Source organism: Rhizobium sp. G21 (assembly GCF_014158035.1).
GTDB lineage: Bacteria > Pseudomonadota > Alphaproteobacteria > Rhizobiales > Rhizobiaceae > Rhizobium_E.
The window spans coordinates 2298844-2315788 of sequence record NZ_JACFXW010000001.1 but is presented as its reverse complement, the minus strand read 5'-3'; the positions used below and the strand labels follow the sequence as shown (position 1 = coordinate 2315788).

Sequence of the window (16945 nt, the reverse complement as noted above, 5' to 3'; positions counted from 1 at the left end):
TCCCAAAGAGGTGCAGCATGAAAAAACAGGATAGGCTCGACCGGTTAACGGCGATGATTTCAGAGCGGGGGATCGTGCATCTCAAAGATGCCGCCCGCGCCCTCGACGTCTCCGAAATGACCATCCGGCGGGACATCGCCGCCGAAACCGGGCGATTTGCCTTTATCGGCGGCCATATCATGCCGGCCCAGGCGGTCGAGCCGGAACAGCCTTATGAACTGGCGTCCGCCAGCGACCGCCACGCCTCGGCCAAGGAGCGCGCCTCTGCGCAGGCGCTGCCGCATATTCGCGCCGAGGATACGCTGTTCATCGATTGCGGCAGCACCATGATGCATCTCGCCGATCTCCTGCCAGTCGATATGCCGCTCACGGTTTGCTGCTACGCGCTCAATATTGCCGAACGGCTGGCGCGCAAGCCCAATGTCCGGCTGATCATGCTGGGCGGCGTCTATCACCCCGCCTCGGCCTCCTTCTCCGGCGCCGCGGCGCTGCAGACGCTGGATGAACTCGGCCTCAACGTCGCCTTCCTCTCGGCCGCTGGCTTGGACGAGGGGCGAGGGGCGACCTGCGAGCACTTCCACGAAGCCGAGATCAAGAAGAAGGCGATGGCGGTTGCCGCCCGCAGCATCCTAATTCTCGACGACAGCAAGCTCGGCCGCATCCGGCCGGCTTTTTTCGCCCCGCTCGACGGCTTCGATGCGATCTATACCGAAAGCGGTCTCTACGCGCCCGATGAGAATGGCGCTTGACCAAATCGTATTTTGGTGTGAAAGTAACACAGAATGTAAAAAGATAACATCTTGCCGGGAGGCTCTGGTGGAGACTGCAACAATGGACAAGGCCGCTCAGGCCCATGCCGCCAATCACGGCTGGCCGAGAAATCCGGGCATGGAGCTCGATCTCGGCTGGGTCATGGACCAGCGGGTCAATCTGTCGGCCGGCGAACGGCGGGTGGCGAGCCTGCCGGGTCGCCGCACGGTCAAGAAGGAGGCGCAGGCCGCCTGGCTTCTAAAGGCGCTGACCTGCATCGACCTGACGACGCTGAACGGCGACGACACCGCCGGCCGCGTGCGCCGTCTCTGCGCCAAGGCCGCCAATCCGGTGCGCCAGGATCTCCTGGACGCCATCGGCATGGGCGATCGCCGCATCACCACCGGCGCGGTCTGCGTCTATCACCGCTTCGTCGCCACCGCCGTCGAGGCGCTGGAAGGCACCGGCATTCCGGTCGCCGCCGTCTCCACGGGCTTCCCCGCCGGTCTCTCGCCGCATGAGACCAAGGTCAAGGAAATCGAGGCCTCGGTCGCCGACGGCGCCAAGGAAATCGACATCGTCATCACCCGCGAACATGTGCTGACCGGCAATTGGGAAGCGCTCTATCGCGAAATGCAGGATTACCGCGCCGCCTGCGGCGACGCCCATGTCAAGGCGATCCTGGCGACCGGCGATCTCAAGACGCTGCGCAATGTCGCCCGCGCCTCGATCGTCTGCATGATGGCCGGCGCCGATTTCATCAAGACCTCCACCGGCAAGGAAGGCGTCAACGCCACGCTTCTGGTGACGCTGACCATGATCCGCACCATCCGCGACTATTATGAGCGCACCGGCTACAAGGTCGGCTACAAGCCCGCCGGCGGCATTTCCGCCGCCAAGGATGTGCTGAACTACCAGTTCCTGATGAAGGAAGAGCTGGGCCGCGAATGGCTGGAGCCGGATCTGTTCCGCATCGGCGCCCAGCCTGCTCGCCGATATCGAGCGCCAGCTCGAACATCACGTCACCGGCGCCTATTCCGCCTTCGTCAGACATCCGATCGGTTGATCGAGGAGCCGACTTCCATGAGCAAATCCGTTTCAGATTATTTCGACGACATGTCCTACGGTCCCGCCCCCGAAGCCGACACCGAAGCCCGCGCCTGGCTGAAGCGCCATGGCTCGACCTTCGGTCATTTCATCAATGGCGAATTCCGGGCGCCCAGTTCGGCCCGCACGTTCGACACGTTCGAGCCCGCCACCGGCGCCAAACTCGCGACGCTCGCCCATGGCGAGGCCGCCGATGTCGACGCGGCGGTCGCCGCCGCCCGCAAGGCGCAAGGCCCCTGGGCCAAGCTGCCGGGCCATCAGCGCGCCCGCCATCTCTATGCGCTTGCGCGGATGATCCAGCGTCATGCCCGCCTGATCGCCGTGGTCGAGGCGATCGACAATGGCAAGCCGGTGCGCGAAACCCGCGACATCGACGTGCCGCTCGCTGCCCGCCATTTTTATCATCACGCGGGCTGGGCGCAGCTGCTGCAGGAAACGGAATTCGCCGACCAGCAGCCGGTCGGGGTGATCGGCCAGATCATTCCCTGGAATTTTCCTTTCCTGATGCTGGCCTGGAAGGTGGCGCCGGCGCTGGCGCTCGGCAATACCGTGGTGCTGAAGCCGGCAGAATTCACCTCGCTGACCGCGCTGTTGTTTGCCGAACTCGCCGCCGCCGCCGGCCTTCCCGCCGGCGTGCTCAATGTGGTGACCGGCGAGGGCGACACCGGCGCGCTGATCGTCGAACATCAGGGAGTCGACAAGATCGCCTTCACCGGCTCGACCGACGTCGGCCGCGTCATCCGCGAACGCACCGCCGGCTCCGGCAAGTCGCTGACGCTGGAGCTCGGCGGCAAGTCGCCCTTCATCGTCTTCGACGACGCCGATCTCGACGGCGCTGTGGAAGGCGTGGTCGACGCCATCTGGTTCAACCAGGGCCAGGTCTGCTGCGCCGGCTCGCGCATTCTCGTGCAGGAAGGCGTGGCGGATCGGTTCCACGCCAAGCTCGATCGCCGCCTGCAGACGCTGCGCGTGGGACAGCCGCTCGACAAATGCATCGACATGGCCGCCATCGTCGCGCCGGTGCAGCTGGCGCGGATCGAAAAGCTCGTCAAGCAGGGCGTCGAGGAGGGCGGCACGCTCTACCAGTCCAATTGCGAACTTCCCGTTGGCGGCAGCTTCTTCCGCCCGACGCTGATCGCCAATGTGCAGCCGACCTCGATCGTCGCCACCGAAGAGATTTTCGGACCGGTGGCGGTGTCCATGACCTTCCGCACGCCGGAGGAAGCCCTGCAGCTCGCCAACCATTCCCGCTATGGCCTGGCCGCCAGCGTCTGGAGCGAAACGATCGGGCTGGCGCTCAATGTCGCGGCGAAACTCTCGGCCGGCGTGGTCTGGGTCAACGCCACCAATATGTTCGACGCCTCCGCCGGCTTCGGCGGCAAGAAGGAATCGGGCTTTGGCCGCGAGGGCGGTCGCGAAGGCGCCTATGAATATCTGAAACCCAAGGCCTGGGCCAACGCCAAGCTCCGCGCCGAGGCAGCGACGCCGGCGCTCAAGACCACGCAGGGCGATTTCGCCGCCCCCGTGATCGACCGCACCGCCAAATTGTTCATCGGCGGTAAGCAGGCGCGTCCCGACGGCAACTACAACCGTCCGATCCTGTCGCCCAAGGGCAAGGTGGTCGGCGAAGTCGGGGAGGGCAATCGCAAGGATATCCGCAATGCGGTGGCCGCCGCGCAGACCGCCTCCGGCTGGTCCTCGGCCACCGCGCATAACCGTGCGCAGATCCTCTACTACATCGCCGAAAATCTCTCGGCCCGCGAGGATGAGTTCGCCGCTCGCATCGCCGCCCAGACGGGCCGCAGCGCAGCCTCCGCCAAGGCCGAAGTCGAGGCGTCGATCTCGCGCCTCTTCACCTATGGCGCCTGGGCCGACAAATATGAGGGCCTCATCCATACGCCGCCGCTGCGCGGCGTGGCGCTGGCCCTGCCGGAGCCGCAGGGCGTCGCAGGCGTGATCTGCCCGCCGGAAGCCCCGCTTCTCGGCTTCATCTCGCTCGTTGCGCCGCTGATCGCGGTCGGCAATCGCGTGGTGGCGGTCCCCAGCGAAATCCATCCGCTGTCGGCGACGGATTTCTATTCCGTGCTCGAAACCTCGGATGTCCCCGCCGGCGTCGTCAATATCGTCACCGGCTCCGCCATGGAGCTGGGCAAGGCGCTGGCCACGCATAACGATGTCGATGCGCTCTGGGCCTTCGGCTCGCCCGCATTGGCCTCGATGTCCGAGAAAGCCTCGGCAGGCAATCTCAAGCGCGTCTTCACCGATTACGGCAAGGCGATCGACTGGATGGACCCCGCCCAGGCGGAAGGCCCGCTGTTCCTGCGCAAGGCGACAGACATCAAGAATGTCTGGATCCCCTACGGCGAATAAGTTGGGGTTCCACTCTGAGGAAGCCTCCGCTCGAAAGGGCGGGGGCTTTGTCGTTTCCTCAAGCGCAAGCGCCGGAAATGCCGCCTTTCAGCGGTAAGAACCTTTACATTTTTAGGCGTTCCATTGTATGCGCTCGCCCATGAGCACAGAAAACCGCACGCCCCTTTCCCATATCCGCAACTTCTCGATCGTGGCCCATATCGACCACGGCAAATCGACGCTGGCCGACCGTCTGATCCAGACCTGCGGCGGTCTGGCGGCGCGCGAGATGTCCGAGCAGGTGCTCGACAATATGGATATCGAGAAAGAACGCGGCATCACCATCAAGGCCCAGACGGTGCGTCTGCACTACAAGGCCAACAATGGCGAAACCTATGTGCTGAACCTCATGGACACGCCAGGCCATGTCGACTTCGCCTATGAAGTCAGCCGGTCGCTCGCCGCCTGCGAGGGCTCGCTGCTCGTGGTCGACGCCTCCCAGGGCGTCGAAGCCCAGACGCTCGCCAATGTCTATCAGGCGCTCGACGCCAATCACGAGATCGTCCCTGTGCTCAACAAGGTCGATCTTCCGGCCGCCGAGCCCGAGCGCATCAAGCAGCAGATCGAGGACGTCATCGGTCTCGACGCTTCCGACGCCGTGATGATCTCGGCCAAGACGGGCCTCGGCATTCCCGATGTGCTGGAAGCGATCGTCAACCGCCTGCCGGCGCCGAAGACCGGCGACGACAAGGCTCCGCTCAAGGCGATGCTGGTCGACAGCTGGTACGACACCTATCTCGGCGTCATGGTGCTGGTGCGCATCATCGACGGCGTGATGAAGAAGGGCCAGCTCATCCGCATGATGGGCACCGACGCCAAATACACCGTCGAACGCATCGGCGTGCTCACGCCGAAAATGCTCAATGTCGAGGAACTCGGCCCCGGCGAGGTTGGCTTCATCACCGCCTCGATCAAGGAAGTGGCCGACACCCGCGTCGGCGACACCATCACCGATGATCGCAAGCCCACCGCCGAGGCGTTGCCGGGCTTCAAGCCCGCCCAGCCGGTGGTGTTCTGCGGCCTGTTCCCGGTCGACGCCGCCGATTTCGAGGATCTGCGCGCCGCCATGGGCAAGCTGCGTCTCAACGACGCGTCCTTCTCCTTCGAAATGGAAAGCTCCGCCGCGCTCGGTTTCGGCTTCCGCTGCGGCTTCCTCGGCCTGCTGCATCTCGAAATCATCCAGGAGCGTCTCGAGCGCGAATTCAATCTCGACCTGATCGCCACCGCGCCGTCGGTCGTCTATCAGATGTCGATGACCGACGGCTCCGAGATCGAGCTGCACAATCCGGCCGATATGCCCGACGTCGTCAAGATCAAGGAAATCCGCGAGCCCTGGATCCGCGCCACCATCATGACGCCGGACGATTATCTCGGCTCGGTGCTGAAGCTCTGCCAGGATCGTCGCGGCATCCAGGTCGAGCTCACTTATGCCGGCGCGCGCGCCATGGTCACCTATGACCTGCCGCTCAACGAAGTCGTGTTCGATTTCTATGACCGCCTGAAGTCCATCTCCAAGGGCTACGCCTCGTTCGACTATCACCTGACCGACTACGAGCCGGGCAATCTCGTGAAGATGTCGATCCTCGTCAATGGCGAGCCGGTCGATGCGCTCTCGATGCTGGTGCACCGCTCGGCAGCCGAAAAGCGCGGTCGCGACATGTGCGAAAAGCTCAAGGAGCTGATCCCGAAGCACATGTTCAAGATCCCGATCCAGGCGGCCATCGGCGGCAACGTCATCGCCCGCGAGACGATATCAGCGCTGCGCAAGGACGTGACGGCGAAGTGCTATGGCGGCGACGCCACCCGCAAGCGCAAGCTGCTCGACAAGCAGAAGGAAGGCAAGAAGCGCATGCGCCAGTTCGGCAAGGTGGAAATTCCGCAGGAAGCCTTCATCGCAGCCCTGCGCATGAGCGACGAGTGATCTCGTCCACATGTCGCGAGTCTCTGCGGCAAAACGCGGAAAACAAAGCGAAAATTCTGAGGGAACCCGAAGAAATTTAGGTTCTCTTTAACTTTTGACATTACCTTGCGTTGAGTATGCTCCACAACTTGGGGACTCGACGATGACCGTCGCGACACTGGATCAGATTGATCATGAACTGGCCGGCGGATTTCGCTGGTTGCGCTTTGCGGACGCGCTCGAGCGCGCCTATGGCCGGGAATTCGCCGAGGCGCGCATCAGACTGGCCCTGTGCTGGGCCTTTGTCGGCACCTTCATCTACGATCTCGTGTATTTCGGCGACGTCACCATGATGCAGGACGTTTTTCCGCAATTGGCTTTCGTCAGGTTCTGCATTTTCACGCCCTACGCCTTCATCGCCGTCTGGCTGGTGAAACGGCGACCCACGGCGCTCAGTTACGATCTGCTCGCCATTTCCGTTTGCGTACTGGGCGGCTTCCTGCCCATGGCGGCGAGCGTCACGAGCCAGAGCCCCTATTTCTTCGTCTATCAGAACGGCAATATCGCCACGCTGCTGTTTTTCGTGATCGCGCTGCAGCCGCGGTTCCCGGCCATCGTCATCGGCCTCGCAACGCTCTGCATCGTGCATTTCACGCTGATCCAGATGAATGGCTCGCTGGATGCGGTCGCCTATTCCGGCGTGGTCACATTCTTCGTGACGCTGGCGATCTTCCTGGCGCTCAGCGCCTATTTCATGGAGCGCAAGGACCGGCTGAATTTCCTGAACCGCTTGCGCGGCGAAATGCTGCAGGCGGAATTGTTACAGCAATCCGAGCGGGACGAGTTGACGGGTCTCTATAACCGGCGGTCGCTGAACCGGATTTCCAAATCCGTCTGGGAAGGCGCTGCGAACGCGCCGGTGGCCGTCGTCATGCTCGATATCGATCATTTCAAGCTCTACAACGATGTGCACGGCCATGTCGAAGGCGACGCCTGCATTCGCCGGGTCAGCGCCTGCGTGGCGGAGGAGATGAGCGAAATGGGCGCAGCCTTCCGATTCGGCGGCGAGGAACTTCTGGTGCTTCTGCCGGGATGCGATGCGCAAACGGCGCTGCTCGCGGGCCGAAAGGCTGCGTGGGACAATCGAGGCCCTGGCGATTCCGCATCATGGACTCGTCGAGGGCGGCGTCGTGACTGCGAGTTTCGGCGTGTCGGCCGCGCCGCGAGGCATGGCCGATCTCGAAGACCTCGTCCGCGCCGCCGACGCCGCGCTTTACGACGCCAAGCGCGGCGGTCGCAACGCCGTGTCCTTCGTCACCGTGGCGCCGTCGGCGGCGGAATACGAACTGCTGGCTGGTTGATGTTCAAAGCCTGCGAGCGATTTCGGTGATCACCGCGAAGGCCATGTCGATGTCCGCCTCGGTCGTGTCGAAGCTCCCGGCCTGGAAACGGATGGCGATGCGGCCATCGACGCGTGTCTGGGTGAGATAGATGCGGCCATCGGCGTTGATGGCGTTGACCAGCGCGATATTGTGCGCGTCAGAGTCCGCGCCGCCTGTGTGCCGGAAGGAAAACAGCGACAGGATCGGTTGGCTGACCAGCTCGAAATCCGCTTCCGCCCCCAGCCGCCGCGCAAGGCTTTCCGCCCAGGTCACGTGATTGGCGATGATCGCGCGCAGGCCCGTCAGGCCGTAGTGGCGCAACAGGAACCACAGCTTCAGCGCCCGGAATCGCCTCCCGAGCGGCACGGTCCATTCGGAATAATTGAGGATCCCGTCGGCGCCATGCGTCTTCAGATATTCCGGCTGGATGGCCAGCGTCCGAACCTGGTCTTCCGGTCGGCGCAGGAACTGAATCGAGCAGTCGAATTGCGCGCCGAGCCATTTATGCGGGTTGAAGACGATCGAATCGGCAGCCTCGATTCCGGTCCATAGCGTGCGATAGTCCGGGCAGATCATCGCCGAACCCGCCCAGGCGGCGTCGACATGCAGATAGAGGTCATGCCGTTGCGCAATGGCGGCCACTTCGCCGATCGGATCGCAGGCGCCGATCGAGGTTCCGCCCGTGCAGGCGATCACGCCGGCGGGCAGGAAGCCTGCAGCCTTGTCCTCGACGATCCGCGCTTCGAGCACAGCGGGATCCATGCCGTAAAGTGAGCCGGTGACGGGAATGCGAACCAGGTTGGCTTCGCCGACGCCGGAGATCCAGATCGCCCGGTCGATGGAGGTGTGAACCTGGCTGGAGGCGTAGACCCGCACGGCATTCTGACCCGCCAGTCCCTGTTTGTTGCCGGTCCAGCCGAGTGCGCGTTCCCGCATGGTCAGCACGGCTGCGAGCGTCGCGGAGGAAGCGGAATCCTGGATCACGCCGGAAAAGCCTTCGGGCAGGCCGAGCGCCTGGCGCATCCAGTCGATGACGCAGGTTTCGAGTTCGGTCGCGGCGGGGGACGTTTGCCACAGCATGCATTGCGCCGCCATGGCCGAGACCAGATATTCCGCCACCACCGAGACAGGGGCCGCATTGGCCGGGAAATAGGCGAAAAAGCGCGGATGCTGCCAATGCGTCATGCCGGGGACGATAATCCGCTCGAAATCCGCGAAGATCGCCTCCATGGCCTCGCCATCCTCCGGCGGGGAAAGCGCGATTTCCGCTGCGATGTCGCCGGGCCTGGTTTGCGCCCGCACCGGCCGTTCGCCCAGGCTCGCCCTGTAATCTGCGCCCCAATCGGCGGCTCTTCGCGACCAGCGCTTGAAGTCGTCCTTGTCCATGTCGTGCTCCTTTACCCTCCGCGCTCTATAGCCGCATTCGCCGACATGCGCCACGGATTGACCAGCCGTCGGCCAATCTATAGATTAGAATTATTCTAAAGAGGTCGTCATGCTCAATTCCTTCTTCCGCTCCCGCAAACGTCCCCTCGCGTCACTCTCAGAGCAGGAAGTGCTCGCCCTCGCCATCGCCAATGAAGAGGATGACGGACGCATCTACCTCGCCTACGCCGATGCGCTGCGCCACGACTATCCGCATTCGGCCAAAGTCTTCGAGGAAATGGCGGAGGAGGAGAGCCATCACCGCCAGTTGTTGATCGATCGTCACGTCGCGCGATTCGGTCCGCGTATTCCGCTGGTGCGGCGCGAGCATGTGCGCGAATTTCCCGAGCGCAAGCCGGACTGGCTGATCGCGCAACTGCCGATCGGCGAGGCGCGCCGGCAGGCTGAAGCCATGGAAGTCTCAGCTCATCGTTTCTATCTCGAGGCGGCGGCTCGCGCGACCGACGCCGAAACCCGAAAGCTTCTGGGCGATCTGGCTCTGGCTGAAAAATCGCATGAAAGCCTCGCCCGCCGTCTCGGCGAAACTCATCTTTCCGAGGACGCCAGGGAAGAGGAGGCGGAGACGGCGCATCGGCAATTCGTGCTGACCTGGGTCCAGCCCGGCCTTGCAGGGCTCATGGACGGTTCGGTCTCGACTCTCGCCCCGATCTTCGCAGCCGCCTTTGCGACCGGCGACACGACCCAGACATTCCTCGTCGGCCTCTCCGCCTCCGTGGGCGCCGGCATCTCCATGGGCTTTACGGAAGCCGCCCATGACGACGGCGTCATATCCGGTCGCGGCTCCCCTTGGAAGCGCGGTCTGGCTTCAGGCGTCATGACCGCGCTCGGCGGCCTCGGCCACGCGTTGCCCTATCTCATTCCGCATTTCGCCACCGCGACCGCGATCGCCATCGCCGTCGTCTTCGTCGAACTCTGGGCCATCGCCTTCATCCAGAACCGTTACATGGAAACGCCGTTCTTCCGCGCCGTTCTTCAGGTGGTTCTCGGCGGCGGCCTCGTGCTGGCGGCCGGTATTTTGATCGGAAACGCCTGACCAATGATCTTGCCGATGCAAAGTGGATGCATTATGTCCACTTCATTTGGCGTTCTTTTCGCCACGTAAGCGTTAACGTCACTCAACGCGCAAAGGACCGCGGGACACGCCTGGCGGATTTGCGCGCTCGCGCGTTTCAGGTCCTTACGGCACCGAAAGGACAGATATGACATCCCAAACGATTTATCCGGACGCTCCCAAGGCGGAGCGCATGCGCCACAATCTCAAGCGTCGCTCTCTGGCCGTCTCCACGGTGGAGCGCGTCACGCCGAACATGCTGCGCATCACACTGACCGGCCCCGATCTCGCGGACTTTCCGAGCGCCGCCCCCGATGATCACGTCAAGATATTTATCGACGGCGTGGATGGCCAGCCGCAGATGCGCGATTACACGCCGCGCCGCTTCAATCGCGACGCTTGCGAACTCGTTCTCGATTTCGCGCTCCATGAGGCCGGTCCGGCCACCGCTTGGGCTCTCTCGGCCAAGCCGGGAGATCCGCTGACCGTGGGTGGCCCGCGTGGTTCGCTGGTCCTGTCGCCCGAGATCAAGCGCTTCCTGCTGATCGGCGACGAGACGGCGCTGCCGGCCATCGGACGACGCATCGAAGAAGCCGGCGCCGATGTCGAGATCACCGCCTATGTAGCGGTGACGGGGCCGGGCGAACTACAGGTTTTCGACAGCCGGGCCGATGTGGCGCTCACCTGGGTCTATCGGCCCGCCGAAGACGCCGCCAGCGCCCAGCGGCTGCTGGGGGCGTTGGAGGGCATCGTCGTCGCGCCGGGAACCTATGTCTGGATCGCCGCCGAAGCCTCCGTCGCCCGGGCGGTCCGCACGCATCTCGTCGAGAGCGCAGGCTATCCGTTGGCCTGGATCAAGGCTTCGGGCTATTGGCTTCTCGGCCAGCCGGACGCCCATGAGAAGCTTGATTGATCATTTGGAAAACACTGCCGGCGATCCATCGCCGGCAATGAAAAAGGCGCCGCCCTTTCAGGCGACGCCAAATCTGCGCGAGCAGAATAGGTGATTATTGTTCGACGGCGCCGACCAGCACTTCGTCGGAATTCTCGATTGTCACCCAGCGGCCGGTGTCGAACGACGCCTGGCGCTTGAGGAAGCGATAATGGGTATCGGACCACAGCTTCACGTCGGGCTCGAGATTGTCGAGCACGAAGTCGCCTTCCGATGTCCGCAGCGTCAGGACGGCGTGTCCTTCGCCGTCAGGCTTGCGCACGACGGTCATCAGCAGATCGGCGGGGAGAAACCCCGTTGCATCAGCATCTTGCGCTTCAACAGCGCGAAATCTTCGCAGTCGCCGGCGGTAGTCGGGTAAGCCCAGACTTCGTCGCGGCCATACAGCTCGATATCCGTCACAGGCTCGATGGAGCTGTTCACCTCGGCATTGATCTCGGAAACGACCTTCCAGCCGAATTCGGTGACCTTGGGAGCGACGGAACTCGGGGACTTCACCGCGCATTCGCTGCGGTGGGTCTGGCAGAACTCGTAATGACCGATCGGTTGCGACGTTACGGCGCCGACCTGCATGATGCGTGAGGCGGCGTTTGCCGCGCCGTGTAGGGCGGCGAACGCCAAGGCAGCCATCGCCAGCTTTGTCAGAAGTCCCGCCATCATGCGCCCCTGTCTTCGTTAACAGGGAGTAAACGGGAAATCGGCCGGGCAAGTCAATTCTTAAGGAACCATTAACCATGTTGTTTGTTCAACATGGTTAATGCGTGCGATGGTTTTTAACCCTTTTGTGACATGTGCGACACAGCCGCGAGCATCCGTTCGATGTCTTCCGGCCGCGACAGCCTGTGGTCGCCATCGTGAACGAGGGTCAGAATCGCATCGTCGGCCACGATGCGCTCCATGATTTTCAGCGCATGCTGATAAGGAACATCCGGATCGTTCATGCCCTGAAGAATATGGACGCGGCAGCCGGTTTCGATCAGCCCACTCATGACGCGGTTCTCTCGGCCATCCTCGATGAGCGCGGCGGTAAAGCGGTTAGGCTCCTGGGAGTAGTCGGAAGGCTCTTCGAAATAGCCTTTCTCCGTCAATGCGGCGCGTTCGGCGTCGGTGAGATTGGGCTCGATGAGTTCGCTGGTGAAATCCGGGGCGGGCGCGATCAGCACCATGCCGGCCAGCCGCTCGGCCTCGCCGCGCTGCCGCAGGATCTGCGCGAGACGGAAGGCGATCCAGCCGCCCATGGAGCTGCCGACCAGCAACAACCGGCCGTTGCCCGCCAGAGCGTCGATGACGGCGATCGCGTCTTCGAGCCAGACCGAGATGGTTCCGTCCGTGTAGTGGCCGCTGGAGACGCCGTGGCCCGAATAGTCGAACCGCAAAAAGCTGGGCCGAGCGTGTCCATATAGGCTTCGAGCGCCACCGCCTTCGTGCCCGTCATGTCCGAACGATAGCCGCCGAGCCAGACCACGGTCAGATCCTCGCCGGCTCCGCCCGGGGTCAACACTGCGGCAAGCCGGCGGCCCGCTATCGTGATTTCATGGTTCTGGCGCTGGCGTCCGTCATTCATCGCCCGTCCTCCGCTATTGATGCAAGCAGGTGCAATCGACCGTGTCGGAGGGGGTGATTTATCGGAAAAATCATGCTATGGAGCAACCCCTCAGCCGATTTGGCGATTGCTTTCAGCGACCGCTGATGGCAGATAGTGCCCCACTTGTAAATCACTCAGGAGAACACGACCATTCGCAGACCTTTTAAGGCGGAAGGCCCCACCAGAGACGGCCCGCGCGCCAACCGTGAAATCCGGGTCCCCGTGTGCAGTTGATCGACGCCGAAGGGCAGAACCGCGGCGTGGTGCCGACCGACCAGGCGCTCGCGCTTGCGGAAGAGGCTGGACTGGACCTGGTTGAGATCTCTCCCAACAACGAGCCGCCAGTCTGCAAGATTCTCGACCTCGGCAAGCTCAAATACGCGACCCAGAAAAAGGCCGCCGAAGCCCGCAAGAAGCAGAAGATCATCGAGATCAAGGAGATCAAGATGCGTCCGAACATCGACACCCATGACTATGAGGTGAAGATGCGCGCGATCCAGCGGTTCTTCGAAGAGGGCGACAAGGTCAAGGTGACGCTGAAGTTCCGCGGCCGCGAAATGGCCCATATGGAGCTCGGCATGAAGCTTCTGCACCAGGTCCGCGACGATACGCAGGCGATCGCCAAGGTCGAAGCCGAGCCGAAGCTCGAAGGACGCCAGATGATGATGGTGCTGGCGCCGAAGTAAGGACGCCGCCCGGATCAGTCTTCCAAAGCCGCTCGACTTGCGTCGGGCGGCTTTTTCGTGTCCGGATCAGACCTCTGCGGATTCGCCGAGTCGATCGGCGCGGCGCTGGGCAATGCCGGCCCGGACGAAGGCGAGGATGAACAGACCGCTCATGATCAGCACGATGGTCGGGGCCGGCGCGCTGTCGATCATGAAGGACAGGTAGACGCCCATCAGTGTTGATATCACCGCCGCCGCGACCGCGATCATCAGCATGGCCGAAAAGCGCCGCGCAAGAAGATAGGCGATGGCGCCCGGCGCGATCAGCATGGCGATGGCGAGGATGATGCCGACCGCCTTCAAGGCGCCGACGATGGTCAGAGAGAGAATGGCGAGCAGGCCGTAATGCAACAGGCCTACCGGCAGGCCGCTCGCTTTGGCCTGGGCGGGATCGAAGGCGTGCAGCAGCAGATCCTTCCATTTCAGCCCGAGAATGAGCGTCACCACGAGCGCGATAACGCCCGTCTCCAGAATATCGGGCCAGCCGACGCCCAGCATGTCGCCGAACAGGATATGGTCGAGATGCACGTCCGACTGGATCTTGGTATAGAGCACGATGCCGCTCGCGAACATGCCGGAGAACACCACGCCCATCACCGTATCCTGCTTGATGCGGCTGTTGTCCTTGAGATAGCCGGTCAGCAGCGCCGCGCCCATGCCCGCCACGAAAGCGCCGATCGACAGCGGCAGCTTGAGGATATAGGCGAGCACCACGCCCGGCAGCACCGAATGCGAGACGGCGTCGCCCATCAGCGACCAGCCCTTCAGCACCAGGAAGCAGGAGAGCATGGCGCAGGGAATGGCGACGAGAACGCCGATGATCAAGGCAAGCCGCAGGAATTCGAACTGCAGCGGCCAGAGCGCATAGACGAGAATGTAGTTCATGCCGCGTCCTCCGCAAGCGCGTCTCGCGCCCGCATCCTCGCTGCGAGCAGCCCGTGCTTCGGCGCAAACAGGAAGGCGGCGAGGAAGATCACTGTTGCAGCACGACGATGACGCCGCCGGTGGCGCCGTCAAGGAAATAGGAGATGTAGGCGCCGATCATGCTGGTGAGAGAGCCGATCGCCACGCTGATGCCGATCAGCCGGGGAAAGCGGTCGGTGAGCAGATAAGCTGTCGCGCCCGGCGTCACCACCAGCGCGATCACCAGAAAGGCCCCAACGGTCTGCAGCGCCGCCACCGTCGAGGCCGACAGCAGGGTGAAGAAGATCAGTTTCAAACGGTTGGGGTTGAGGCCGATCGAACGCGCATGGTTCTCGTCGAAGAACACCACCATCAGATCCTTCCACTTCAGGAGAAGCACGGCAAGGGAGATGAAGCCGATGATGGCGAGCTGCAGCGTGTCTTCGGGCGTGATGGCGAGGATGTTGCCGAGCACGATCGTCTGGATGTCCACCGCCGTCGGCGACAGCGACACCATGAACAGGCCGAGCCCGAAAAAGCCGGTGAAGATCAGGCCGATCACCGTGTCTTCTTTCAGCCTTGTGCGCTGGTTGAGAAACAGCATCGCGCCGGCCGCAAGGCCCCCGGCGAAGAAAGCCCCGATCGAAAAGGGCAGGCCGAGCATATAGGCGCCGGCCACGCCTGGAACGATGGAATGGGACAGCGCGTCGCCGATCAGCGACCAGCCCTTGAGCATCAGATAGGCCGAGAGGAAGGCGCAGACCGCGCCGACCATGGCGCTGACCCACATCGCGTCGATCATATAGCGATAGTTGAACGGTTCCAGCAGCAGATCCGTCATATGCCGCCGCCCTCCTCGGGCGCAGCCGTCTTACGGGGATTGTACAGCACGAACGGACGCTCGTCGTCGGTGATCACGCCTACGGCATGGCCCTGTTCGCCGGTCTCAAGGCCGAGCGCCATATGCCGAAGCACGCCGCCGAAAGTCTTTTCGAGGTTTTCCCGGGTGAAGATCGTCTCCGTGGGCCCATAGGCGAGCACGGTGCGCTTGAGCAGCACCGTCTGGTCGCAGAAATCCGGCACCGATCCGAGATTGTGGGTGGAGACCAGCATCACCCTGCCTTCGTCGCGCAATTCCTTCAGCAGCGTCACGATGGCGTCCTCGGTGGTGACGTCGACGCCGGTGAAGGGTTCGTCGAGCAGGATGACGCGACCGTCCTGGGCGAGCGCGCGGGCCAGGAAGACGCGCTTCTTCTGGCCGCCCGACAATTCGCCGATCTGTCGCTTGCGATAATCGCTCATGCCGACGCGCGTCAGCGCCGCATCCACGGCGTCCCGGTCGCGCCTGGTCGCCATTCGCAGGAAATTCATATGGCCGTAACGACCCATCATCACCACGTCTTCGACCAGCACCGGAAAGTTCCAGTCGACCTCTTCGGCCTGCGGCACATAAGCGACGAGATTGCGCTTCAGGGCGTCGACCACCGGCAGGCCGAGAATCCGGATCGACCCTGCGCTCGCGCGCACGAAACCCATGATCGCCTTGAAGAGCGTGGATTTGCCGCTGCCGTTGACGCCCACCAGCGCCGTGATCGTGCCCGTGCCGATCGAAAAGCTGGCGTCCCTCAATGCCGTATGGCCGTTGCGATAGGTAACGGTGACATCCGCTACGTCGATGCCGGGGGCGTCGGCGTTCAGAGCCCTTACATCCGGTCGCGCCTGCATGTTCATTCGGTTAGCCCCTTGGCGATGGTCGATGCGGTCGTCTTGATGAGGTCGATATAGGTCGGCACCGGGCCATCGGGTTCGCTGAGCGAATCGACATAGAGCACGCCGCCATAGCGAGCGCCGGATTCGCGCGCCACCTGCTTGGCCGGCTTGTCGGAGATCGTGCTTTCGGAGAAAATCACGCCGATCTCGTTGTCGCGCATCGCGTCGATCACGGTGCGAACCTGGCGCGGCGTGCCCTGCTGATCGGCGTTGATCGGCCAGAGATAGAGCGTCTTTAGCCCGAAATCGCGGGCGAGATAGGAAAAGGCGCCTTCGCTGGTGACGAGCCAGCGCTTGTCCTCGGGAATTTTGCTGGTCTCGTCGCGGATCGGCTGGATTTCGGCTTTGATGCGCGCCTTGTAGGCGTCCGCGTTGCGCTTGTAGATATCCGCATTGGCGGGATCGTATTTGACGAAGGCGTCGCGGATATTGTCGACATAGATGAGCGCGGCGTCGGGCGACATCCAGGCATGCGGGTTTGGTTTGCCTTGATAGGGGCCATCGGTGATGCCCATCGGCTCGACGCCGTCGGAGACGACGATGCTCGGCACGCCGTTCAGCGTCTGGAAGAACTTCTCGAACCAGCGTTCGAGATTGAGCCCGTTCCACAAAATCAGATTGGCGCCCTGGGCTTTGACGATATCGCCGGGCGTCGGTTGGTAATTATGGATTTCCGCGCCGGGCTTGGTGATGGATTCCACATCCGCCGCCTCGCCCGCGACATTGCGGGCCATGTCGGCTATGACGGTGAAACTGGTCACCGCCTTCAATTTGGCGTTCGCGGGTGCGGCGGCGAACAACATCGCCATGGAGAAAACGGCCGCGGAAAACAGCATGCGCTTGATCGTCACGAGGGACCTCCAGCCTTCCTTTGTCATCGGAGGATGACACAGATTTCTGCTATTGCAACTTATTCGCAATAAGGAAATGAGAAAAAGGCGGTTTTGCGGCGGAGCTGAGCGTCC

General features: G+C 62.9%; 10 protein-coding genes and 6 pseudogenes. 9 read left to right on the top strand and 7 right to left on the bottom strand.

Going from position 1 to position 16945, the window contains the following annotated elements:
• Positions 1-17: 17 nt before the first annotated feature.
• The 6 genes and pseudogenes from H2O14_RS11795 (at position 18) to H2O14_RS27390 (ending at position 7527) form a co-directional block, all read left to right on the top strand.
• Complete coding sequence (locus H2O14_RS11795; protein WP_182827802.1) at positions 18-749, top strand: DeoR/GlpR family DNA-binding transcription regulator; 732 nt, start codon at positions 18-20, stop codon at positions 747-749.
• A gap of 82 nt (positions 750-831) precedes the next feature.
• Positions 832-1816: pseudogene (gene deoC / locus H2O14_RS11790) on the top strand (deoxyribose-phosphate aldolase).
• Between the two features lie 17 nt (positions 1817-1833).
• A complete protein-coding gene (locus H2O14_RS11785) occupies positions 1834-4227 on the top strand; it encodes an aldehyde dehydrogenase family protein (protein ID WP_182827801.1) in 2394 nt (797 codons plus the stop codon).
• A gap of 139 nt (positions 4228-4366) precedes the next feature.
• On the top strand, positions 4367-6187 hold the full coding sequence (gene lepA / locus H2O14_RS11780; RefSeq protein ID WP_409526919.1) for a translation elongation factor 4: 1821 nt from the start codon (positions 4367-4369) through the stop codon (positions 6185-6187).
• A 142-nt stretch (positions 6188-6329) separates the two neighbouring features.
• Positions 6330-7223, top strand: a pseudogene (locus H2O14_RS28855) (GGDEF domain-containing protein); the annotation flags it as partial.
• A 40-nt stretch (positions 7224-7263) separates the two neighbouring features.
• A complete protein-coding gene (locus H2O14_RS27390; protein WP_246697585.1) occupies positions 7264-7527 on the top strand; it encodes a diguanylate cyclase in 264 nt (87 codons plus the stop codon).
• Between the two features lie 3 nt (positions 7528-7530).
• Here the strand turns inward: H2O14_RS27390 and H2O14_RS11770 are convergent, their stop codons facing one another.
• Entirely contained in the window at positions 7531-8934 is a 1404-nt protein-coding gene (locus H2O14_RS11770) for a pyridoxal phosphate-dependent decarboxylase family protein (protein WP_182827799.1), read from the bottom strand.
• A 109-nt stretch (positions 8935-9043) separates the two neighbouring features.
• Here H2O14_RS11770 and mbfA point away from each other — a divergent pair, with 109 nt between their 5' ends.
• Together mbfA and H2O14_RS11760 are read left to right on the top strand one after the other, a co-directional pair.
• Positions 9044-10027 (top strand): iron exporter MbfA, encoded by a 984-nt coding sequence (mbfA, locus tag H2O14_RS11765; protein WP_182827798.1) that lies wholly within the window; start codon positions 9044-9046, stop codon positions 10025-10027.
• Between the two features lie 166 nt (positions 10028-10193).
• Complete coding sequence (locus tag H2O14_RS11760; RefSeq protein WP_182827797.1) at positions 10194-10958, top strand: siderophore-interacting protein; 765 nt, start codon at positions 10194-10196, stop codon at positions 10956-10958.
• 94 nt (positions 10959-11052) lie between these two features.
• On the opposite strand, the pseudogene H2O14_RS11755 reads toward H2O14_RS11760, so the two are convergent.
• Positions 11053-11627: pseudogene (locus H2O14_RS11755) on the bottom strand (transglutaminase-like cysteine peptidase).
• A gap of 143 nt (positions 11628-11770) precedes the next feature.
• Positions 11771-12561 (bottom strand): annotated as a pseudogene (locus tag H2O14_RS11750) (alpha/beta hydrolase).
• 171 nt (positions 12562-12732) lie between these two features.
• On the opposite strand from H2O14_RS11750, the pseudogene infC reads away from it, so the two are divergent.
• Positions 12733-13268, top strand: a pseudogene (gene infC / locus H2O14_RS11745) (translation initiation factor IF-3).
• 66 nt (positions 13269-13334) lie between these two features.
• Here the strand turns inward: infC and H2O14_RS11740 are convergent.
• From H2O14_RS11740 to H2O14_RS11725, 4 genes and pseudogenes are all read right to left on the bottom strand, one after another.
• Positions 13335-14192 carry a metal ABC transporter permease gene (locus tag H2O14_RS11740; protein WP_182827796.1) on the bottom strand — a complete coding sequence of 286 codons (858 nt, stop codon included), beginning with the start codon at positions 14190-14192 and terminating at the stop codon, positions 13335-13337.
• Positions 14189-15051 (bottom strand): annotated as a pseudogene (locus H2O14_RS11735) (metal ABC transporter permease). Before H2O14_RS11735 ends, H2O14_RS11740 begins: the two are co-directional and overlap by 4 nt.
• Positions 15048-15941, bottom strand: a complete 894-nt coding sequence (locus tag H2O14_RS11730) for a manganese/iron ABC transporter ATP-binding protein (protein WP_182827795.1) — start codon at positions 15939-15941, stop codon at positions 15048-15050. Before H2O14_RS11730 ends, H2O14_RS11735 begins: the two are co-directional and overlap by 4 nt.
• On the bottom strand, positions 15938-16789 hold the full coding sequence (locus H2O14_RS11725) for a metal ABC transporter substrate-binding protein (protein ID WP_246697584.1): 852 nt from the start codon (positions 16787-16789) through the stop codon (positions 15938-15940). The genes H2O14_RS11730 and H2O14_RS11725 overlap by 4 nt, the downstream gene beginning before the upstream one ends.
• Positions 16790-16945 lie beyond the last annotated feature (156 nt).